The organism is Actinoallomurus sp. NPDC050550, from assembly GCF_040655075.1.
Lineage (GTDB): Bacteria > Actinomycetota > Actinomycetes > Streptosporangiales > Streptosporangiaceae > Actinoallomurus.
Genome location: NZ_JBFAJC010000011.1, coordinates 1 through 19317, shown reverse-complemented (window position 1 = coordinate 19317; position 19317 = coordinate 1). Strand labels below are relative to the sequence as shown.

The 19317-nt window shown below is 68.8% G+C and carries 21 protein-coding genes and 2 pseudogenes; 11 read left to right on the top strand and 12 right to left on the bottom strand.

Going from position 1 to position 19317, the window contains the following annotated elements; genetic code table 11:
* Nucleotides 1–53: 53 nt before the first annotated feature.
* The 5 genes from AB0I04_RS17390 (at nucleotide 54) to AB0I04_RS17370 (ending at nucleotide 3512) form a co-directional block, all read left to right on the top strand.
* Complete coding sequence (locus tag AB0I04_RS17390; protein ID WP_360885415.1) at nucleotides 54–860, top strand: helix-turn-helix transcriptional regulator; 807 nt, start codon at nucleotides 54–56, stop codon at nucleotides 858–860.
* A complete protein-coding gene (locus AB0I04_RS17385; protein ID WP_360885412.1) occupies nucleotides 860–955 on the top strand; it encodes a DUF397 domain-containing protein in 96 nt (31 codons plus the stop codon). The genes AB0I04_RS17390 and AB0I04_RS17385 overlap by 1 nt, the downstream gene beginning before the upstream one ends.
* Before the next feature lie 111 nt (nucleotides 956–1066).
* Nucleotides 1067–1507, top strand: a complete 441-nt coding sequence (locus AB0I04_RS17380; RefSeq protein ID WP_360885410.1) for an NUDIX domain-containing protein — start codon at nucleotides 1067–1069, stop codon at nucleotides 1505–1507.
* Between the two features lie 92 nt (nucleotides 1508–1599).
* Nucleotides 1600–2799 (top strand): UDP-N-acetylglucosamine--N-acetylmuramyl-(pentapeptide) pyrophosphoryl-undecaprenol N-acetylglucosamine transferase, encoded by a 1200-nt coding sequence (locus AB0I04_RS17375; protein ID WP_360885407.1) that lies wholly within the window; start codon nucleotides 1600–1602, stop codon nucleotides 2797–2799.
* Nucleotides 2800–2933: 134 nt separating this feature from the next.
* Nucleotides 2934–3512 carry a biotin transporter BioY gene (locus AB0I04_RS17370; RefSeq protein WP_360885404.1) on the top strand — a complete coding sequence of 193 codons (579 nt, stop codon included), beginning with the start codon at nucleotides 2934–2936 and terminating at the stop codon, nucleotides 3510–3512.
* Nucleotides 3513–3710: 198 nt separating this feature from the next.
* On the opposite strand, the gene AB0I04_RS17365 is transcribed toward AB0I04_RS17370, so the two are convergent.
* The 3 genes and pseudogenes from AB0I04_RS17365 to AB0I04_RS17355 form a co-directional block, all read right to left on the bottom strand.
* Nucleotides 3711–4265 carry a TetR/AcrR family transcriptional regulator gene (locus tag AB0I04_RS17365; RefSeq protein ID WP_360885767.1) on the bottom strand — a complete coding sequence of 185 codons (555 nt, stop codon included), beginning with the start codon at nucleotides 4263–4265 and terminating at the stop codon, nucleotides 3711–3713.
* Between the two features lie 211 nt (nucleotides 4266–4476).
* Complete coding sequence (locus AB0I04_RS17360; protein WP_360885401.1) at nucleotides 4477–5661, bottom strand: transposase; 1185 nt, start codon at nucleotides 5659–5661, stop codon at nucleotides 4477–4479.
* A gap of 76 nt (nucleotides 5662–5737) precedes the next feature.
* A pseudogene (locus tag AB0I04_RS17355) lies at nucleotides 5738–5878 on the bottom strand (IS200/IS605 family transposase); the annotation flags it as partial.
* Between the two features lie 68 nt (nucleotides 5879–5946).
* Between AB0I04_RS17355 and AB0I04_RS17350 the strand changes: the two are divergent.
* A complete protein-coding gene (locus AB0I04_RS17350; protein ID WP_360885398.1) occupies nucleotides 5947–7296 on the top strand; it encodes a GH1 family beta-glucosidase in 1350 nt (449 codons plus the stop codon).
* Between the two features lie 53 nt (nucleotides 7297–7349).
* On the opposite strand, the gene AB0I04_RS17345 is transcribed toward AB0I04_RS17350, so the two are convergent.
* Nucleotides 7350–8408 (bottom strand): CapA family protein, encoded by a 1059-nt coding sequence (locus tag AB0I04_RS17345; protein WP_360885395.1) that lies wholly within the window; start codon nucleotides 8406–8408, stop codon nucleotides 7350–7352.
* A 61-nt stretch (nucleotides 8409–8469) separates the two neighbouring features.
* On the opposite strand from AB0I04_RS17345, the gene AB0I04_RS17340 reads away from it, so the two are divergent.
* The gene (locus AB0I04_RS17340; protein WP_360885392.1) at nucleotides 8470–9630 is read left to right on the top strand and encodes an aminotransferase class V-fold PLP-dependent enzyme; all 1161 of its coding nucleotides are present in this window, start codon (nucleotides 8470–8472) and stop codon (nucleotides 9628–9630) included.
* A gap of 9 nt (nucleotides 9631–9639) precedes the next feature.
* Here AB0I04_RS17340 and AB0I04_RS17335 read toward each other — a convergent pair whose 3' ends face one another.
* The 3 genes from AB0I04_RS17335 to AB0I04_RS17325 form a co-directional block, all read right to left on the bottom strand.
* Nucleotides 9640–10623, bottom strand: coding sequence for a CU044_5270 family protein (locus tag AB0I04_RS17335; RefSeq protein WP_360885389.1), 984 nt, complete (start codon nucleotides 10621–10623; stop codon nucleotides 9640–9642).
* Complete coding sequence (locus AB0I04_RS17330) at nucleotides 10616–11185, bottom strand: RNA polymerase sigma factor (RefSeq protein ID WP_360885386.1); 570 nt, start codon at nucleotides 11183–11185, stop codon at nucleotides 10616–10618. Before AB0I04_RS17330 ends, AB0I04_RS17335 begins: the two co-directional genes overlap by 8 nt.
* Nucleotides 11186–11283: 98 nt before the next feature.
* The gene (locus AB0I04_RS17325; protein WP_360885383.1) at nucleotides 11284–11931 is read right to left on the bottom strand and encodes a TetR family transcriptional regulator; all 648 of its coding nucleotides are present in this window, start codon (nucleotides 11929–11931) and stop codon (nucleotides 11284–11286) included.
* A 91-nt stretch (nucleotides 11932–12022) separates the two neighbouring features.
* Here AB0I04_RS17325 and AB0I04_RS17320 point away from each other — a divergent pair, with 91 nt between their 5' ends.
* On the top strand, nucleotides 12023–12688 hold the full coding sequence (locus AB0I04_RS17320; RefSeq protein ID WP_360885380.1) for a hypothetical protein: 666 nt from the start codon (nucleotides 12023–12025) through the stop codon (nucleotides 12686–12688).
* A 23-nt stretch (nucleotides 12689–12711) separates the two neighbouring features.
* Here AB0I04_RS17320 and AB0I04_RS17315 read toward each other — a convergent pair whose 3' ends face one another.
* Entirely contained in the window at nucleotides 12712–12948 is a 237-nt protein-coding gene (locus AB0I04_RS17315; RefSeq protein ID WP_360885377.1) for an ATP-binding protein, read from the bottom strand.
* Nucleotides 12949–13092: 144 nt separating this feature from the next.
* Between AB0I04_RS17315 and AB0I04_RS17310 the strand changes: the two genes are divergently transcribed.
* Both AB0I04_RS17310 and AB0I04_RS17305 read left to right on the top strand, forming a co-directional pair.
* Nucleotides 13093–13971: a helix-turn-helix transcriptional regulator gene (locus AB0I04_RS17310; RefSeq protein WP_360885375.1), complete on the top strand. Its 879-nt coding sequence runs from the start codon at nucleotides 13093–13095 to the stop codon at nucleotides 13969–13971.
* Between the two features lie 9 nt (nucleotides 13972–13980).
* A complete protein-coding gene (locus AB0I04_RS17305; RefSeq protein WP_360885372.1) occupies nucleotides 13981–14136 on the top strand; it encodes a DUF397 domain-containing protein in 156 nt (51 codons plus the stop codon).
* Nucleotides 14137–14284: 148 nt separating this feature from the next.
* Here AB0I04_RS17305 and AB0I04_RS17300 read toward each other — a convergent pair whose 3' ends face one another.
* The 4 genes and pseudogenes from AB0I04_RS17300 to AB0I04_RS17285 form a co-directional block, all read right to left on the bottom strand.
* On the bottom strand, nucleotides 14285–14713 hold the full coding sequence (locus AB0I04_RS17300) for a YjdF family protein (RefSeq protein WP_360885369.1): 429 nt from the start codon (nucleotides 14711–14713) through the stop codon (nucleotides 14285–14287).
* 155 nt (nucleotides 14714–14868) lie between these two features.
* Nucleotides 14869–16089, bottom strand: a complete 1221-nt coding sequence (locus AB0I04_RS17295; protein ID WP_360885367.1) for a lipase family protein — start codon at nucleotides 16087–16089, stop codon at nucleotides 14869–14871.
* Nucleotides 16090–16237: 148 nt separating this feature from the next.
* The gene (locus tag AB0I04_RS17290; RefSeq protein WP_360885364.1) at nucleotides 16238–16675 is read right to left on the bottom strand and encodes a hypothetical protein; all 438 of its coding nucleotides are present in this window, start codon (nucleotides 16673–16675) and stop codon (nucleotides 16238–16240) included.
* Nucleotides 16676–16783: 108 nt separating this feature from the next.
* Nucleotides 16784–16921: pseudogene (locus tag AB0I04_RS17285) on the bottom strand (undecaprenyl diphosphate synthase family protein); the annotation flags it as partial.
* 415 nt (nucleotides 16922–17336) lie between these two features.
* Between AB0I04_RS17285 and AB0I04_RS17280 the strand changes: the two are divergent.
* On the top strand, nucleotides 17337–19317 hold a 1981-nt coding region (locus AB0I04_RS17280; RefSeq protein ID WP_360885361.1), incomplete at its 3' end, for an SBBP repeat-containing protein.

The following is a 19317-nucleotide window of genomic DNA, read 5'->3' as shown; positions in this document are numbered from 1 at the left end:
CGCCGGATAGGTGGCTACGATTCCCGGGGTGGTTGGAAAGGCCGGTGACGCGGATGACAAGCGAGATCAAGCTCGATCCGGACTCGTCGATGTGGGACTGGATAATAATCGACCTGCGTTTCCACACTAAGAAGTCCGGAATGTCCTACGCGGCCGTAGCGCGACTGCTGAATCGCAGCTACTCCAACGTTTCCAACATCATGGCAGGCCGCAGGAAGATCAAAGAAGAGGACGCCAAAAAGCTCGATGCGCACTGGGACCTCGGAGAGCACTTCACGCGGCTGGTGAGGTACGCCAAGCGGGACGGTTCGAAAGAGTGGTTTCGCGAATATCTCGAGTACGAGGCCGCCGCGTCGGTGATCAAGGCGTACGAGGCTCTGGCCGTCCCTGGCCTCTTACAACTTCCGGAGTACGCGGCAGCCCTCATCAAGGAGCTCGGCACCGCGGATGCCGAGGATCAGGTGGAGCGGAGGATCGCCAGGCAGGTCATTCTCAGCAAGACGCCGCCACCAAACCTCTACGTCCTACTATCACAGAACGCGCTCAACTGGCCGGTAGGCGAGGCCAAGGTCATGCGCGACCAGCTTGCGCATCTCCTGGAGATGGCCGAGCGCCCCAACGTGGGCATCAGAGTCGTTCCCCGGTCTTCCGGGGCTCACGCCGGCTTTGACGGCAGCTTCAGCCTGATCTATGGAGAGGCCGGCGACGTCGCCTATACCGAAGCACCCGGCCGTGGACGTCTTGTAGATTCCCCCTCCGAGGTCAGAGAATACTGGGACAGATACGACCGGATCGGACAAGTAGCCCTACCTGTCGCCCCGTCCCTGCAACTGATCAGAGAGGCCATGGAAGCCCTGTGATGGACGAACTCCTCACCGCCGACGAGTGGCGGAAGTCCACCCGTAGCGGGAACTCTGGTAACTGCGTCGAGGTCATCAAGGTCGTAAAGGCCTGAGCGATCATAAGTTCCGGCACCCGACCGAGAAATACGGCCACGCCGCTATCGCATTTTCGGACTCTCGCTCTCCGATGAAGGAGAATCAGCTTTATCTGAACAGGGGGGCGCATGCCGGAGCGGTATCGGTCGATCATCGACGTGCACGTCATCCTCGAGCGCGGCGACGAGATCCTGCTTCTGGAACGCCAGGGCACCGGGTACGGCGACGGCATGTTCCACCTGCCCAGCGGTCACCTTGAGCAGGGGGAATCCGTCGCCGACGGCGCCGTCCGGGAAGTGCGCGAGGAGGTCGGCGTCCGGGTCGATCCCGCCGACCTGCGGCTTGCCGCCGTCGTCCACCACTGTCATCGGCCCGACCTCGCCCGGGTCGGCATGTTCTTCGCGACCGCCCGATGGGAAGGCGAGCCGTACAACGCCGAACCCCACAAGTGCGGCAAGCTCCTGTGGTGCGACCCGGCCGTCCTGCCGTCCAACACCATCGGCTACCCGGCGGCCGGCATCAACGCCTACCTGACCGGCACGCCCCTCGCCCTCCACGGCTGGGGATGACGAAGGCGATCTTCCGTTGGCGGGAGGGAGCGTCTTGATCGCTTGTAGCGTGGCGTGGATTCCGTCCACGTGATCAGATTGGCGCTCTCTCCGTGCACAGCGATACCGCCGGCCGTCTCCCGTCCGCTCCAGATCAGGTTCTCCGCCTGATCGTCACGGGTGGTGGGACGGGCGGCCACACGTACCCCGCTCTCACCGCAGTACGCACGCTGCAGGCCAGGCTCGCGGCCTCCGGCCGGAGGCTCGAGGTCCTGTGGGTGGGGACCGCCGACAGTCTGGAGTCCCGCGTCGCGGCCGGTGAGGGCATCCGGTTCGCCTCGGTCGCCACCGGCAAGATCCGCCGGTCGAGCAATCCGTTGAAGATGCTCCGGCCGGCCAATGTGAGGGACATGCTGCGGGTGCCGCTGGGCGTGCTCCAGGCTCGCCGGATCGTCAAGAGATTCCGGCCCGATGTCGTGTTGGCCACGGGCGGCTATGTCGCCGTTCCGGTCGGTCTGGCGGCCAGTATGCGCCGCCGCCCCTTGGTGGTCCACGAGCAGACCGTCCGGCTCGGTCTGGCCAACCGGTCCCTCGCGGGCCGGGCGACACGCGTCGCCGTGTCCTCGGAGTCCACGCTGCCGCTGCTCTCCGAGGCGGTGCGCTCGACGGCGGTGGTCACCGGCAACCCGGTGCGGCCCGAGGTGCTGTCCGGGCAGCCGGACAAGGCGGTCCAAGGGCTCGGCCTGCACCGTTTCGATCCGCGCCGTCCGACGGTGTACGTCACCGGCGGCGCTCAGGGGGCACAGCAGATCAACACACTCGTCGCCGCCATCCTCCCGTGGCTGCTGTCCCACGCCAACGTCATCCACCAGTGCGGCGCGGACAAGGTCGCCGACGTGCGGCAGCACACCGCGGGCCTGCCGGACGAGGCCGCGGCGCGCTACCTGCTGACCGGCTACGTGGGTCCGGAACTGCCCGACGTCCTGGCGTTGGCCGACGTGGTGATCTCCCGGAGCGGTGCGGGCACGATCGCGGAGCTGACCGCCCTGGGCAAGGCGTCCGTCCTCATCCCCCTGGCCTCCTCCGCAGGTGACGAGCAGGCGCACAACGCGCGCCACCTGCAGGAGGTCGGCGCCGCCGTCGCGCTGGTCGGTGAGGCCACGCCGGAGGCCCTGGGTGCCGCCATGGAGCCCCTGCTCACCGAACCCGCCCGGCGTACGACGATGGCGCAGCAGGCCCGCGCCATGGGCCGTCCCGACGCGGCCGACCGGCTGGTCGACGTCCTGCTGTCCGTCGTCGACTCACGGCGGTGACGGCGCGCGGTCTCCAGGACGCCGCGAGGGGGATTACAAAGCCGGGGTGGCATCTTTTGGCGGGACTGCCGCCCGCCGAGAGCGGTCCCTAGAAGCGACAATGAGCGCGATAGCCCTCGAAAGGGAGGTACTTCGTGTCCAACACGCAGGCTGTGGCGACCCGTCCGGCCGTCCTCGGCGATCTGGTGCCGGGTCGGCTGGTTCGTGACGTCGCGCTCGTCGTCGGCGCGGCCGTCTTCGTCGGGATCGCCGCGCAGGTGAGCGTGCCCATCCCCGGAACGCCGGTGCCGGTGAGCGGCCAGACGTTCGCCGTGCTGCTGTCCGGGGCGGCGCTCGGGCTCGGCCGGGGTGCCGCCGCCATGGTGCTGTACGCGCTCGCCGGAATGGTCGGCGTGCCCTGGTTCGCCGAGGGCGCCTCGGGCTGGCACATGGCGTCGTTCGGTTACATCATCGGCTTCGTGCTCGCCGGGGCCGTCGTGGGCGCCTTGGCCGCGCGTGGTGGTGACCGGTCGCCGCTGCGGACCGTGGGCACGATGACGCTGGGTCTTGTGGTGATCTACGCCGTTGGAGTGCCGTGGCTGATGGCCTGGACCCACAGCGACCTGGGCCAGGCGCTGAGCATGGGCGTCCGGCCGTTCCTCATCGGCGACGCGATCAAGATCGCCCTCGCCGCCGGGTTGCTGCCCGGCGCCTGGCGGCTCCTCCGCCGCTGACATGACCGCTGGGCCGGGCGCCGCCTCCGGCGCACCGGCCCGCTGACCCGACGGTCCGGCCGGGCGCCATCGCCGACGCACCGGCACCGGACCGCATAGGCACGACGCGGGCCCGGTTCCCGTTCACGCGGCCGGGTTTCATCCCCGACAGACGCCACCTGCGGGCCCCGTCCCGTACCGGGGGACGGGCCCGCGTCGTCATCGGCCGTCGAGGTGATCCGCCAGGTACCCGTGGATCAGGCGTTTCACCTCGGCGAGCAGCGCCGGGTCGCCCTCGGGGTCGTGGCGGAACGCGAGTTTGAGCACGGCGTCCGCCGCCTCGACGGCGACGGCTAGCGCGGTGGCGAACTCCCCGTTGTCCGGCAGTTCGAACGCCGAGACGAGCAGCGCCTTCAGCCGGTCGGCGACGACGGCGTTGTTCTCGGCCGCGACGTCGAGCAGGTGGACGTCGGCGATGTCCCCGAAGCGCAGGACGCGGAAGCCCGGGACCGTCCGGTGCATGCCCACGAAGATCTCGATCACGACGCCGACGGCGTCGTACCAGTGCGCGAACTCTTCGTCCGCGAGCGCCTCCGCCACCCGATCGCCGAACATGTCGAGGTTGCGCAGCGCGAGTTGCTGGGCGATGGCCTTCTTGTCGGGGAAGAACTGGTAGACCGAGCCGATCGCGACGTCCGCCCGCTGGGCGATCTTGGTGGTGGACAGACCGTCGTACCCGGACTCGTCGAGGATCTCCGCACAGGCGTCCAGCATGCGCTGGACGCGTTCGGCACTCCGTCGTTGTGCAGGTCGGCGACGCAGCGCCGAGCTATCCGTCGTCACACGTTCAATCATGCCTTTTCCGACGGTGCTACCGGCGCGTAGGATCCGAGAGCCATTCACGTTCAGCGGAGGCCGCCCGTGTTCGCGTGTTCCCCTCTGACTTCCAGTGACTCCTCCGCTCCTTGAAGGGAGCGGCTTCTCGCTAAGCCGCTTGCACAGCGTCGCGAAGGGCAAGCCCTGCCCTCAAGATGTTGACCGCCGCGTTCACGTCGGCGTGCGCGGCGTGCCCGCACGCCCTACAGGCGAACTTGGCTTGAGTGCGGCGATTGTCCGCCGCGCAGTACCCACACCGCGAGCAGGTGCGGGAGGTGTTGCGAGGCTCGACTGCGATCAACTCGCGACCGGCGCTTTCAGCCTTGTGCGCGAGGACCGTCAAGAACACCCTCCAACCCGCGTCCAGGATCGACCTGTTCAAGCCGGACTTTTGTGCGACGTTCCGGCCGGGCTCTTTGAGGGTGCCGGACGCCGATCGGGTCATGTTCGCGATCCGCAGATCCTCATGCACGATCACGTCATACACACGGACGAGCGCAAGCGCGGTCTTGTGGGCACCGTCGATGCGTTGACGGCGAACCTTGGTGTGCAGGGCCGCCACCCGCGCGACCGCTTTGCGGCGGCGCTTGGACCCGCGCTTCTTACGGGCCAGGTCCTGCTGTGCCTTCGCCAGGCGTCCGGTGGACGCCTCCAGATGGCGAGGGTTCGTTACGTGCTCGCCGTCACTCGTGGTAATCAGCGATGCCACGCCCATATCGATCCCGGCCACAGCGCCAGTCGAAGGGAGCGGCTGGGTGGGAACGTCCTCGCACGACAGCACCACGTACCAGCGGCTGCCTTCCCGCTTGACCGCGATCGTCTTCACCCGGCCACGCAGTGGGCGGTGCTGGTGCACGCGGACATGCCCGATGCCCTGCAAGCGCACGTACGTCGCTCTCGGATGCTCCGGTTGGGAGTCCCACCGGCAACCGTCGCCGTCTTTGGGCCACTCGACGGTGTCAAACCATCCCTGCCCTTTGAACCGAGGGAAACCCGGTTTGTGCCCGGCCTTGAGGCGGCGGAAGAACGCAGCGAACGCCTTGTCCAACCGTCGCAGCGTGGCCTGCTGGGAGGAGAACGACCACCGGCCCTGCCCACCAGGGTCATCGGCACGGATGTACTTCAACTCGCCGGACTGGTCGCCGTACCGAACGGTCACACCCGCCTTGCGGTAGGCGGTGCAGCGGTGCTCAAGGGCGGCGTTGTAAAGCTGCCGATGGTCCCTAAGACAAGCAGCGAACGCAATCTGCTGATGCCGGGTCGGACGCAGCAGGAACTTATAGGACCTACGCACGGCCACCCCCCTCGGGGGCGCGCTCATGCCGCATCCGAATGTAACGCCGCACTGTTTCAGCCCAGACAGCGCGGACCGCCCCGCGCTCGTCGACTTTGGTGCCGATCAGCTTCTCAAGAGGGATCTTCACCCGCCCACCGAGAACCGGACGGCAGTACCTCGGGCACCACACCACGTGGTGCCCAAGGTCGTACTCCGTGCCAGGAAAGGTGTGCATCTGACGAGTCACACGACCATTTGTAACAGCATCGCCAACCTAATATGCCGGAGAAAGGAAAACCGGTGATGAGACCAGAGAACGAATCGGCCAGGAACGACATTTCCCCAGCGCCTAATCGCGGCGGCGATCCCCTGGCGACATTCCAATGGGGCGTCGCGACATCGGCGTACCAGATCGAGGGCGCGACGACGGAGGACGGCCGGGGTCCGTCCACGTGGGACACCTTCTGCCGGGAGCCCGGCCGGGTACGCGACGGGCACACCGCCGACGTCGCCTGCGACCACTACCATCGCTGGGCCGAGGACCTCGACCTGATCGCCGGGCTCGGCGCCCAGGCGTACCGCTTCTCCATCGCCTGGCCTCGGGTCCAGCCGACCGGCAGCGGCCCCGCCAACCCCAAGGGCCTGGACTTCTACGATCGGCTCGTCGACGGCCTCGCCGAACGCGGGGTGGCGGCCGTGCCCACGCTGTACCACTGGGACCTGCCGCAGCCGCTGGAGGACGAGGGCGGCTGGATGAACCGTGACACCGCCCACCGGTTCGCCGAGTACGCCGCGCTGGTCGCCGAACGGCTCGCCGACCGGGTCGACCTGTGGATCACGCTGAACGAGCCGATGGTCGTGATGTCCTACGGTTACGCCTTCGGCCTGTACGCGCCGGGGCGGACGCTCATGCTCGACGCCCTGCCCACCGCCCACCACCAGCTGCTCGGTCACGGCCTCGCCGCGACCGCCCTGCGCGCCGAAGGGGCGGCCCGGATCGGGATCGCCAACCACTACACGCCCGCCTGGCCGGCCGGCGACGGGCCCGAGGACGTCACGGCGGCCGTGGCCTTCGACGCCCTGCTGAACTGGCAGTTCACCGACCCGATCCTGCTGGGCCGCTACCCCGGCCTCGGCCTGGAGCTGGCCCACGTCCAGGACGGCGACCTGGAGGTCATCGCCGCGCCCATCGACGCGCTGGGCGTCAACTACTACAACCCGACCGGAGTCGCGGCCCCCGACGACGACGGCCTGCCGTTCGCGATCCGGGACCTGAGCGGCTTCCCGACGACGGGCATGGGCTGGCCGGTCGTCCCGGACGGCCTGCACCGGCTGCTGGTCGACCTGCGGGAGCGGTACGGCGCCGCGCTGCCGCCCGTGTACATCACCGAGAGCGGCTGCTCCTACGACGAGTCGCTCAACGACACCGACCGGATCGGCTTCCTGAACGCGCACGTCGGCGCCGTACGGGCGGCGATGAACGACGGCGTCGACGTACGCGGCTACTACGTGTGGTCACTGCTGGACAACTTCGAGTGGGCCGAGGGTTACCATCCGCGCTTCGGTCTCGTCCACGTCGACTACGCGACACAGAAGCGGACGCCGCGCGCGTCGTACGCCTGGTACCGCGACCTCATCGCGGCCTGTTCCTGATCAGGGACGGCGGTATGGCCGGTGTTGCGGCGAGCCTCCGGGTTCCGTCCCGATCAGGGGGTGGCGATGAGGCCGGTGCAGCGGCGCAGCTTCTCCCACTTCGCATGATCGCGGGTCGCCGCCGCGCCGGTGAGCAGCCGCGGAACACCCTTGGTGATGTACGCCGGCTTCCACTCGGCCTTCTGGATCTTGCGCTTGCGGAGGGTCAGCTCGAGGATGCCGGAGTGGGGGTCGTTGCGGTCCGGAGCGGTGAAGAAGAAGTTGCCGAACCCATAGTCGACGTACCGGCCCTTCATGAAGCCGCCGCCGAGCGGGATGTGCGCGTGCCCGCCGACGACCACGTCGGCACCCGCCCGTACGAGGGCTTGGGCCAGCGTCTTCTGCCGGGGCAGTGGGCAGGGCTTCAGCTCCTGGCCCCAGTGCAGGTAGACGATGACGGTGTCGGCCTTCTTCCGTGCCGCGCGGACCTCCTGGACGAGGCGCGGGACGTTCTTCGCCGACGCCAGGCCGCCCTTCTTCGGGGTCGCCGTCCACGCCGTGACGAGGTTGTCGTCCAGGACCTGGGTGGCGCCGAGTACCGCGATCCGGTTTCCCTTCACGGTCACGTAGTAGGGCCGGTACGCCTGGGCGGCGTTCGCGCCGATGCCGACGACGGGGAACCGCGACTTCCTGATGGCGGCGAGGGAGTCGTGCAGGCCGACCGTTCCGTAGTCCATGGCGTGGTTGTTGGCCATGGTCACCACGTCGATGCCGGCGGACCGCAGCGCGTCGAACGCGCTCGCCGGGGCACGGAACGTGAACTGCTTCGGCGCCTTCTTCCCCCGCGTGGTGATGGCCGTCTCCAGGTTGACCATCATGAGGTCGGGACGCTTCAACTCGGAGATGATCGGCCCGAGGGCGGTGGCCGGGTCGGCCAGCCGCTTGGCGAGCGGCCCGTTGAAGTGGACGTCCCCGGCGAACCCCACCATGATCGATCCGTCGTCCGCGCCGCCCGCCGTCTGGCCGGATGGGGCGGAGGCGCGCGGCGGACGCTTCGCGTCACCGCCACCACCACAGGCCGCCGACACACCGGCCAGACCGGCCAGGGCAGCCGCCAGAACCGCACGCCGCATCACGCCCCCCTCCCCAGGGAAGTCACAAGAATGACACGTTTCGTCCCTAACGGATAATGGAGTGATCTTGCTCGACATCGCGGGCATTCGCGCGGAGACCCCAGGCTGCGCGGAGGTCGTGCACCTCAACAACGCCGGAGCGGCGCTGCCCCCACGGACCGTGATCGACGCAGTACACGACCACCTGAACTTCGAGGCTCGCATCGGCGGGTACGAGGCGGCCGACGCCGTCGCTCCCCGGATCACCGGCACGTACGACTCCCTGGCCCGCCTCATCGGCGCGCAGCCCGACGAGATCGCCTACGCGGAGAACGCCACGCGTGCCTGGGACATGGCGTTCTACGGCATCCCCTTCCGTACGGGCGACCGCATCCTCACGACCGCGAGCGAGTACTCCAGCAACACGATCGCGTACCTCCACGCGGCGCGCCGGCACGGCGTGAAGGTCGAGGTCGTGCCGGACGACGAGTACGGCCAGATCTCGCTCGACGCCCTGGCGAACGCACTCGACGACGACGTACGGCTCGTGGCGATCAACCACGTCCCCACCCACGACGGACTGATCAACCCGGCCGCCGAGGTCGGCCGCCTGACCCGCGCCGCCGGGGCCCTCTACCTCCTCGACGCCTGCCAGTCCGTCGGCCAGCTCGTCGTGGACGTCGAGGAGATCGGCTGCGACCTGCTGTCCGCCACGGGCCGCAAGTTCCTGCGCGGCCCGCGCGGCACCGGCTTCCTGTACGTGCGGCGGTCGGCGCTGAACCGCCTCGAACCGCCGTTCCTCGACCTGCGCGCCGCGGACTGGACGGGACCGGACTCGTACGAGCTGCGCGGCGACGCGCGCCGGTTCGAGTCGTGGGAACGCTCGGTCGCCGGGCAGCTCGGCCTCGGCGCCGCCGCGGAGTACGCCCTGGAGGTCGGCCTCGAGGCGATCGAGCAGCGCGTGCTCGAGCTCGGTGCGCTGCTGCGGGCGGCCCTGGCAGAGAACCCGGCCGTCACCGTACGGGACCGGGGCCTGCACCGGTCGGGGATCGTGACGTTCACGCACCGCGACCGGGAGCCCGCCGAGATCGTGGCGTCGCTCGCCGAGCGGCGGATCAACGTGCGGGTATCCCAGCAGACGTACCGGTACGACGAGGGCGCGCAGCCGGCGCCCCGCGTGCGCGCGTCGGTGCACTACTACACCACCGAGGACGAGATCCGGCAGCTCATCACCGCACTCTGAGCCGCCTCGTCACGGAAGCCGCCCGATCTGGTCGACGTACGCCGTGCGGACCGCCGTGGCCCCGCTCACGGTGCCGGCCGGTCGTCCCCCGAACGACCGGACCAGCACGCTGCGGCTGCCGAGATAGGCGTACGTCGTCCGGTCGAACACCAGCTCTTCCCTGATGTGCCGGTCCACCACCCGCGCGACGGCCACGCCGTGCCGACCCGTGGCATCCGTCGTGTCGGGGACGTAGGTCACGTCCGGGATCCTGCGGAGCGCCCGGAACAGCGCCGCGCGTGACGGCGGTGGGATCGCTCCGCCCAGCAGGTCACGGGCGTTTTCCCACGCCCGGTCCTCCTTGGAACCGTCTCCGTCCTTGTGGAGGTGGCGCAGCATCCCAGACGCATCGGTGGGAAGATCCCGACGGTACGCCGCCTCCATCGAGCAGTTCGCGGGCGGCCGGGTCAGATCCCACACCTTGGACTCCTCTTGTCCCATCGCGCGATCGCAGACCCACTCCTGAGTCCAGCCATCCTGGCCGGGCACCGGAGCCCCGTCATTCGGCGGGAACGGCCCGGTGCCGCTCTGCCGCAACCGGAACAGGCCCGGCTTGCCCCCATCGACCGGCAACCAGTCGGCACTGTCCTCAGCCCGGAGCCCCTTCCATCCCTTGCCATCGACGTAGGTGAGGGTCCAACTCCTGCCATCGATGTAGAGGTACTGTCCAGGACTCGGACGCGGAAGGCCGTCGGCCACGGCCGCGGCCCGGTCGAGCACCACTGCCGCCTCCGCGACCGCCCCGGGCCGCCGGTCACCGATGCCGAACGACTGCGTCACGATGGCGCCGGCCACGCTGGCCAGGACGACGCCACCGGCGAGGACCGGCCGCCATCGCCGATGGCCTCGTACGGCCCGGGTCGTGGTGATCCGATTGCGCTGGCGGGCCAGCGTGCCCGGAGGCTCGCGGTCGAGCTTGCGTCCGAGCTCACGGAGCATCGTCATCTCATCCATCGCTGTGCTCCTTCGTGGGGTCGGTTCCGCCGAAGGTGGCACGCACCTTGCGCCGGGCTCGGTTGAGGCGCGAGCGCACCGTGCCGATCGGGACGCCGAGCGCGGTCGCGGTCTCCTCGTACGACAGGTCGGCCCAGGCGATCAGCAACAGGACGTCACGATCGCCACGAGACAACCCGGCCAGGGCACTGGTCAGCTCGGACCGGACGCTCTGCGCCGCGACCTCAGCCAGCGCCCGATCGACCGGATTGTCGGCGGCCTCCTCGGGCAGAGAGCGCTCCAACGCCCGATAGCGGGCGCGTTCCCGGCGGTGATGCCGGGCGATCAGCTTCGTGATGATGCCGAACAGCCACGGCCGGGCGTCGGTACAGCCGGGGTCATACCGGTGTCGCTTCTGGAACGCGATGAGGAACGTCTCCCCGACCAGGTCCTCGGCGACCTCCGGTCCGAGACGTTTGACGGCATAGCGATAGAGCATCGCGGAGTACCGGTCGAAGAGCGCCGCGAAGGCGTCCGGATCGTCACGGGAAACCGAGATGATCTTGGAGTCAGGCGGTGCCATGGATTCCGCGATCATCTCAGGGATGCCTGTCCGGGCATGGGCGACCCTTTCACTCGGGGATCGGTCCCCCATATCTCTCCTCGAGGCCCGCCCCGAGTTCACGCCTTCGTCGGCGTGCTCACCTCCTTGATGACCGCGTCCACGGCCGTGCACAGGAGGCGGATGCTGCGCTGGAACTTCTCGTCCTGGCTCAGACGAGGCGCCTCCTCGAAGACGTGCGGGAAGCGTTCGACGAGGTCGGCGTAGGTCTCCGCGGTGACGGCCGGGATCTCGAACGTGGCCTGCTCCTGGAGAACGAACCCGGTGACGTGGCTGAGAAGCGTGTCGGCGGCGATGAGGCGGTGCTCCGTGGGAACGCCGGCCGCCAAGAGGGTCCGCAGGAGGCGTTCCATGATCGACAGGGCGCCGCGGCTAAGCGTTTTGGGGCTCTCGGCCAGCAGGATGGCCCCGCCGGGGTGCTGCTCGATGACGCGGCGCAGCGCGATGGCCTGGGCTTCGATCTCGTCCTGCCAGGTGGACTCGGGTGGGAGCGCGGCCATGGCGGCGGTGCCGGCGTCGTAGGCCTGACGGCAGACGCGGTCGGCCATCATCGCGAGCAGGTCGTTCTTGTTGCGCACGTGGTAGTACAGGCTGCCCGCGTGCGCGCCGAGGCGTTCCGCCACTTGGCGCATGGACAGTCCGTGGTATCCGACCTCGGCGAACGTGGCCATACCGGCGTCGACGATCCGCTCCTTGGTGAGCTTCATCGCTCCACCGTACCGGTTTTTAGAACGGTGTTTGAATTGTGTGCTAGCGTTGCCGCATCGATTTCGAACACTGTTGGAAAAGGTGCGCGCCTTGGGCAACCTGCTGTTCTTCGCGACCACGGCCGCGTTGATGGTGATTATGATCAACAGCGGTCTCGCCGCGGTCGGGCGTGACACGGTGCGCGGGCGTCCCATCCCCTGGGCCGCCGTCGGGCTGACCGCGCTGGCGCTGGCCGGGGTCGTCCTGCAGCTGTGCTGGTCGGGAGCCATGGCCGCACTCGACCACGACCCGGCCAAGACCGGCTGGTGGCGGGTGTTCACCTCCGTCTTCATGCAGAACGGCGGTGTCGGCGGCGCCGCCTGGAACATCGCCACTCTCACCATCGTCGCCGCGCTCGCCCAGTGGCTCTGGGGCGGCTGGCTGACCGGCGTCTTCTTCCTCGCCGGCATTCTCCTTCCGGAGCACATCGACACTCTGCTCGGCTTCGGAAGTGGCCCCAGCACCGACCCCCGCAACTTCGCCGGAAGCTCCGGCGCCACCTACTTCCTCGGGGCGAGCCTGGCCCTGGCCCTGCTGACCAGCACCAGGACCCGGAAGCACCAGGCCCTGGCGATCGCCGTCCCGGCGCTCGGGCTGGCGATGTGGTTCGCCCAGGACAACGGCCACGGCCTGGTCTCCGCCTACGGCTTCGTCCTGGCGCTCCTCGCCTGGGCGGCACGCCGCTGGATGCCGCGCTCCGAACCCACCGCCGCCTAGACCGACCTCCCATCGGCCCTGACTTACCACGGCCCCTGGTGACCCCGCGTGGACCGCTGAAGCGCCTCTCGCTCGACCGGCGTCAACTCGACCCCTGGTGCGGCGAGCACGGCATGGATCGTCTTGCCCTCCCGGTCGTATGCCACCCAGCACAGCGCCGACAAGACGTCGACAATGTGAAGCCCCCGCCCGCTCTCGGCCAGTGCGTCGTTCGGATCGACCGGCCGGAGCGGTCGTGGGTCGGGGTCGACGACGGACACCTGCGTCCACCGTGGCGTGGTCTGAACGCCCAAGGCGGACAGGCCGGTCGTGATGCCTCCACTCGTCGGCCAGCCCACAGTGCATGATCACAACGCCCTCCGGCACCTGCGATTGAGCACTATCGGTCAGTAATTGATCACTGAATGTCAGATGACGAAACTGAGGACATGCCTCAGCCCCACAGTCCGACCGCCCGAGGGCGCAAACTCGCGAGCGATCTGCGGCGGCTACGCGAACGCCCCGATCTGACCACGGAGGAAGCCGCCGCCCAACTGGGAGACGACTGGAGCCGCTACAAGGTCTCCCGTATCGAACAGGCCAAAACCAAGCCGACGATCAACGGCGTCACCGCGATGCTTGACCTGTATGGAGTCGATAGCGCGACACGTGCCGCACTTATCGAACTGGCGAAAAACGCCTGGCGAAGAGGCTGGTGGGAAGACTACAACGACCTCTTCAAGAAGCCTTCGTACGTCGCTCTCGAAGACGATGCGGCGCGGATCCATGAGTGGAGCCCTCAGCTGATCCCCGGGCTGCTTCAGACGGACGAATACGCACGGGAGGTCATTCGCACCTGGGAGCGTGGTGACGAGAGCAGCGTTCAACGCCGCGTCATGGCGCGGATTACTCGCAAAGCTCTTCTCGGCAGAGCCGAGCCACCTGCGCCGGACCTCACAGCGATCGTGGACGAAGCCGTGCTCCGGCGCCCGATCGGCGGCGTCAAGGTGATGCGATCCCAACTGCACGCACTGATCGACGTCGCGGAGCGACCGAACGTGACCGTTCGGGTCGTCCCCTTCCACATCGGCACCCACGCCGGCCTGGACGGTCCGTTCATCGTTCTCGGCTTTCCCGAACGGATCGCTCCTGACGTCGCGTACGTCGAGACGAAAGCTGGAGCGACATATGTGGAAAGCGTGGAGAGCGTACAACGCTTTAAGCTGGACTTCGAGAAATTGAAGGTCGCGGCGTTGTCCGCAGAGGAGTCGGTGGATCTGATCGCCGCCATTGCCAAGGAGTGACCAAGTCTCATGCTCATCCCCCAGAAGGACTTGTCGCATCTCTCGTGGCGCAAGAGCACCCGCAGCGGCGGAGGGCAGGCGACCTGCGTGGAAGTGGCGCCCCTCTTCATCGCCTCAAGTAGCCAGATCGGCGAGTGCGCGGAAGTCACCGTCGCCGAGAGGTGATGGGGCGCGCTGCATCGGCGCCGCGGTCCGTGCCGTCTACTGACGCGAGAAGATTCGCGCGTCAGTAGACGGCTCTGGCCAAGCCCAGTGCCGTGCAGGGGCTTGGACTGTCGGAAACCCGGCGTCGGGGCGGTGCTGACCCACGGGCTCAGTGGCCGCGCCGACGGGCTCGTTTCTTCGCACGGGCGGCCTCGTACCGTTGCTCGGCGCGGGCGGCCTTCCGCTCCTTGGCGTCGGCTGCGGCCTGCGCCTTCCGCTCTTCGTACTCCAGGCGTAGGGCCTCCTGCGAGGCGGTGCCGCGCCGACCCTGGGCGGCGTGGGCGGCCTCGCGGGCGGCCAGCTTGGCGGCTCGTTTGGGATTGACCCGGCGCTGCGACGGCCGGGCGTCCGCCGGCACGGGCGGGTTGGCGGCGGCCTTGTCCAGCAGCGCGAATCCGTGCCGCAGCAGGAACTCGTGCAGCTCCGCGTCGGTCGGCTCGCCGCCGAACACGACGCGGGTGGCGCGCACCTCACCGTCCTCGGCGATCTCCAGAATGCCGACCCAGAACGGGTCCTCGAAACACACGGTCAGCGTCACGGCGCCCATCGTCCCCTCCAGCGTGCATGCCGAGCACCGGCCTGACGAGGCCGGATTCCGGCACACCGGACATCCCTGGAAGGGCGGATACAGACCGTCGAGTCGACGGTGCCCGGGCTACCTACCGGGCCGCGTTTTCGTGTGCGCCTCGAACTCTACGCGCAGGTGTCAGGGGGTGTCCTGCCCGCGAACCGGTCGGCGAGGTAGGACAGGGCGTCGCCTCCCCGGACGAGGGCCTCCAGGGCGTGCTCGCCGATGACGTCCCGGACGACCTGCACGGTGGCGCCCTTGGCGCACCACGCCCTGGTCAGCGCGTCGGCCTGGGCGACGGGGACGATCTCGTCGGTGTTCGCGTGGTAGTCGAAGACCGGCACCGCCGGGGCGGCCGAGCCCATGGTGTTCTTCTCGAGCATCGCGGCGACGGACGGCACGGACAGCGGGTCGGGCACGGTCGTGTAGTCCGCGAGCCTCTTGAAGGCGAACCCGGTGATCAGGTCGGTCAGGCACTTGCCGCGCGCCTTCTGCAGGGCCTCCTTGCCCTGGGCGTTGGTCAGGTCCTCGATGCCCGCCTCGGGGTACTCCGCGGCCAGGCTCACGGTGGCGGCGGCCTCGAAGCCGGAGAACGCCCCGCCGTCCAGCGACCGCGCCACCGCGGCCGGGTCGGCCGGGGTGCCGCCCATGGCCACACCGGCGAGCCGTACGTCCGGAGCGTAGGCGGGCTGGAGTTCGGCGGCCCAGCCGGTCGCCTGGGCACCGCCGGAGTAGCCGTTCAGCGCCCACGGGTTGCTCGCGCCGACCCCGCCCGCGCCGAGGTTCTTCACCGCCCGGATGCCGTCGAGCACGGCGTGCCCGGCCTGCGGGCCGCCCATGAACACCGACTTCGGTCCCTCGAAGTCGGGCATCGCCACCGCCCAGCCCTTGTCGAGGACGGAGCCGGCGAACAAGGCAGACGACGCGGCGTACCCCTGACCCGAGGAGATCCCGTACGACGGCGCGCACTGGGTCCCGGTGGAGTCCTCGGCCGCCTGCACCGAGACGACGGGGCGGGGGCCGCCGCCCGTCCAGGCCTTCTTCGGGACGAGCAGGGTCGTGACCGCCAGCTCGGGCTGCTCGTGCGAGTCGTCGGTACGGAAGGAGATCTGCCAGGCGTCGACCGTGTCGGCCAGGTCACCGGCCTTCGGGGTGATCTTCCGGTCGTCGACGACCTGGCCCGGCCGGTAGGACCCGATGTCCGCCGGGGCGCTGTAGAAGGGGTCCTGGTCCGGGGGGACCGAGCCGGCGGGCGGCGGGTCGACGGCCGACGCGGTGCCCGCCAGGAGGGTGAGGGCCGCAGCGGCGATCGGCAGCGTGAGGGCGGTTCTGGCAACCGGTCTCATCGGTCACTCCAGTGTGGGGGCACCGGACCTTCCGGGTGCGGGGACCTGGACTATCCCCCTTCCGCCTCCCGATAGATAGGCGACCGTCCGCAAATCAACGACGCGCGATCAGCCCGAAAATGACAAACAGCCAGGTACGAGCGGGCGTTCATCTAGGTGAGTCGGGCGGTGGCACGTCCGGCAGTCCGAACGCCGGCCGTACGGGTGCGCCGACGGCCAGGGCGGCCTGCCGGATCTGCTCCGCCACCTGGTCGGCACGGCCCGGCCGGCGCAGCCACATGGCGAGATTCGACTTCTGGACCGCCCAGCCGACGTACGCGGGCCGGCCGCCGACGAAGACGACCAGCCCCTCGGAGCTCGGCATGACCGCCTCGATCGTCCGCAGGTCGACGCGCTCGGTCCGGCGCTTGTTGCGGAGCACGAGTTCGGTGGAGGTGAGACCGATGGAGGGCCGAAAGAAACTCCACCAGAACCACCCGGCGAAGCCCGGGAGCATCACCAGCAGGACGACCACCCCGAAGTTGCGTTCGTCGACCAGCACCGCGACGAACCCGATCTCCATCAGGGCCAGGACGACGATGACCAAGCCCGCGAAAGACTCGGACGCCGATCCCCATCCGCCACGTCACTAAGGGCGTCTCCATGGATTGATCATGACACCGCACCGACCGCCCGACCAGGTCGAAACGGCGTGTCAGGCGCCGTAGCGCCGTTGCCGGGCGGCGAAGCTGCGCAGCGCCCGCAGAAAGTCGATCTCACGGAACGCGGGCCAGTTGGCCTCGCAGAAGTACAGCTCCGAGTAGGCGCTCTGCCAGAGCAGGAAGTTCGACACGAGATACCCCCTGTAGCCAGGCTGGCATGACCGGCGCCATCAGGTGGCTCAGCCGAACCGTCATGACACTTCTTCGCGCTGGTCAATGCTGGGAAATGGGCGGGTCGTGGTAGCTGGGTGCGGGGGTGGGCGGGTGAGGATCGGCCTGGCTGTATTCGATCAGGGCGCCAGGAGGGGACAGATGAGCGCTGAGTCAGGCGAGGGGGCCGGCGGCACCGCGGGGGCGGGCGCTGGAACGGCTCGTCTTCGCGGAGGCATCCCGGCAGGGAGCGGGGGGTTTGCTGGCCGGAGGGGTGTGGTGGTGTGGCTAACCGGTGTGGTGACGTTACTGGCCGGGGCGAGTGGTCTGGTGTGGGCGAGCGTGGTGCCTGCGCTGGGCAGTAGCCGGCCGGGTACGGTGGCGGGTCGGGATGTCGTGGCGGTGAAGGATCGGGCCGCTGCGGCGTTCGGGCGGTTGCCGTTGGCGTTCGAGCCGAACCGCGGCCAGACCGCGGCACAGGTGCGATATCTGGCGCATGGCCCCGGCTATGGGGTGTTCATCACTGCGGTCCGTACCGTCTTGACGCTGGCCCCGCGCTCGGCTCGGGGGGCGGTCGGTCGTGCGCCACAGGCCGCACCCGGGTCGGCGGCGGCACAGGCCGGGCGCGGGTCTGCGCCAGGTACGGGGGTGGCGTTGTCGTTTCGGGCGGTCGGGGGTAATGCGCATCCGCAGATGGTGGCCGGTGATCGGTTCGCCGGGGGCGTGAACTATCTGAGGGGGCGGGATCGTGCCGGGTGGCGGACGAACCTGCCGACCTACGGTCAGGTCACCGAGCGGGGGGTGTATCCGGGGGTCGATCTGCGCTGGTCCGGCACGCAGCGGGGGCTGGACTATGACGTGACCATGGCTCCGAACGCCGATCCGGGTGTGGTGCATCTGGCGGTCGATGGGATGCGGGGTCAGCCGCGGTTGAACTCGGGTGGTGATCTGGTCCTGCCGACGACGGTGGGAGATGTGGTGCAGCGTGCGCCGCGCGCCTACCAGGTCATCGACGGCAGGTCGCATCCGGTCGCGGCGCGTTACGCTCTGTCCGACCGCAACGATGTGGGGTTCGCTGTGGGGGCCTATGACCATCAGCGGCCGTTGATCATTCAGCCCCGACTGGTGTATTCCACCTATCTGGGCCGTACCGGCGGCAATGAGGGCCTGGGGATCGCGGTGGACAGCGCCGGCAACGCCTACCTCACCGGCTTCACCAATTCGGTGAACCTCCCGGTCACGGCGGGGGCGTTCCAGACCACACTGGCGGGCGGCGCGGACGTGTTCGTGACCAAGCTCAATCCCACCGGGACCGCCCTGGTGTACTCCACCTACCTCGGCGGCACCCGCACCGACAATGGCTTTGCGATCGCGGTGGACAGCGCAGGCAACGCCTACCTCACCGGCGCCACCAATTCGGTGAACTTCCCGGTCACGGCGGGAGCGTTCCAGACCACATACGGCGGCGGTACCTTCGACGCGTTCGTGACCAAGCTCAATCCCACCGGGACCGGCCTGGCGTACTCCACCTACCTCGGCGGCACCCGCACCGACAAAGGCTTTGCGATCGCGGTGGACAGCGCAGGCAACGCCTACCTCACCGGCGCCACCAATTCGGTGAACTTCCCGGTCACGGCGGGAGCGTTCCAGACCACATACGGCGGCGATACCTTCGACGCGTTCGTGACCAAGCTCAATCCCACCGGGACCGGCCTGGCGTACTCCACCTACCTCGGCGGCACCCTCGGCGGCACCCACACCGACAATGGCTTTGGGATCGCGGTGGACGGCACCGGCAACGCCTACGTCACCGGCGTCACCAATTCGGTGGACTTCCCGGTAACGTCGGGGGCGTTTCAGATCATGCTGGCGGGCGGCGCGGACGTGTTCGTGACCAAGCTCAATCCCACCGGGACCGCCCTGGTGTACTCCACCTACCTCGGTGGCACCCGCACCGACAATGGCTTTGCGATCGCGGTGGACAGCGCAGGCAACGCCTACCTCACCGGCGCCACCGATTCAGTGAACTTCCCGGTCACGGCGGGAGCGTTCCAGACCACATACGGCGGCGGTACCTTCGACGCGTTCGTGACCAAGCTCAATCCCACCGGGACCGGCCTGGCGTACTCCACCTACCTCGGCGGCACCCGCACCGACCAGGGCCCGGGAATCGCGGTGGACGGCACCGGTAACGCCTACGTCACCGGCGCCACCAATTCGGTGAACTTCCCGGTCACGGCGGGGGCGTTCCAGACCACATACGGCGGCGGTACCTTCGACGCGTTCGTGACCAAGCTCAATCCCACCGGGACCGCCCTGGTGTACTCCACCTACCTCGGCGGCACCCGCACCGACAATGGCTTTGCGATCGCGGTGG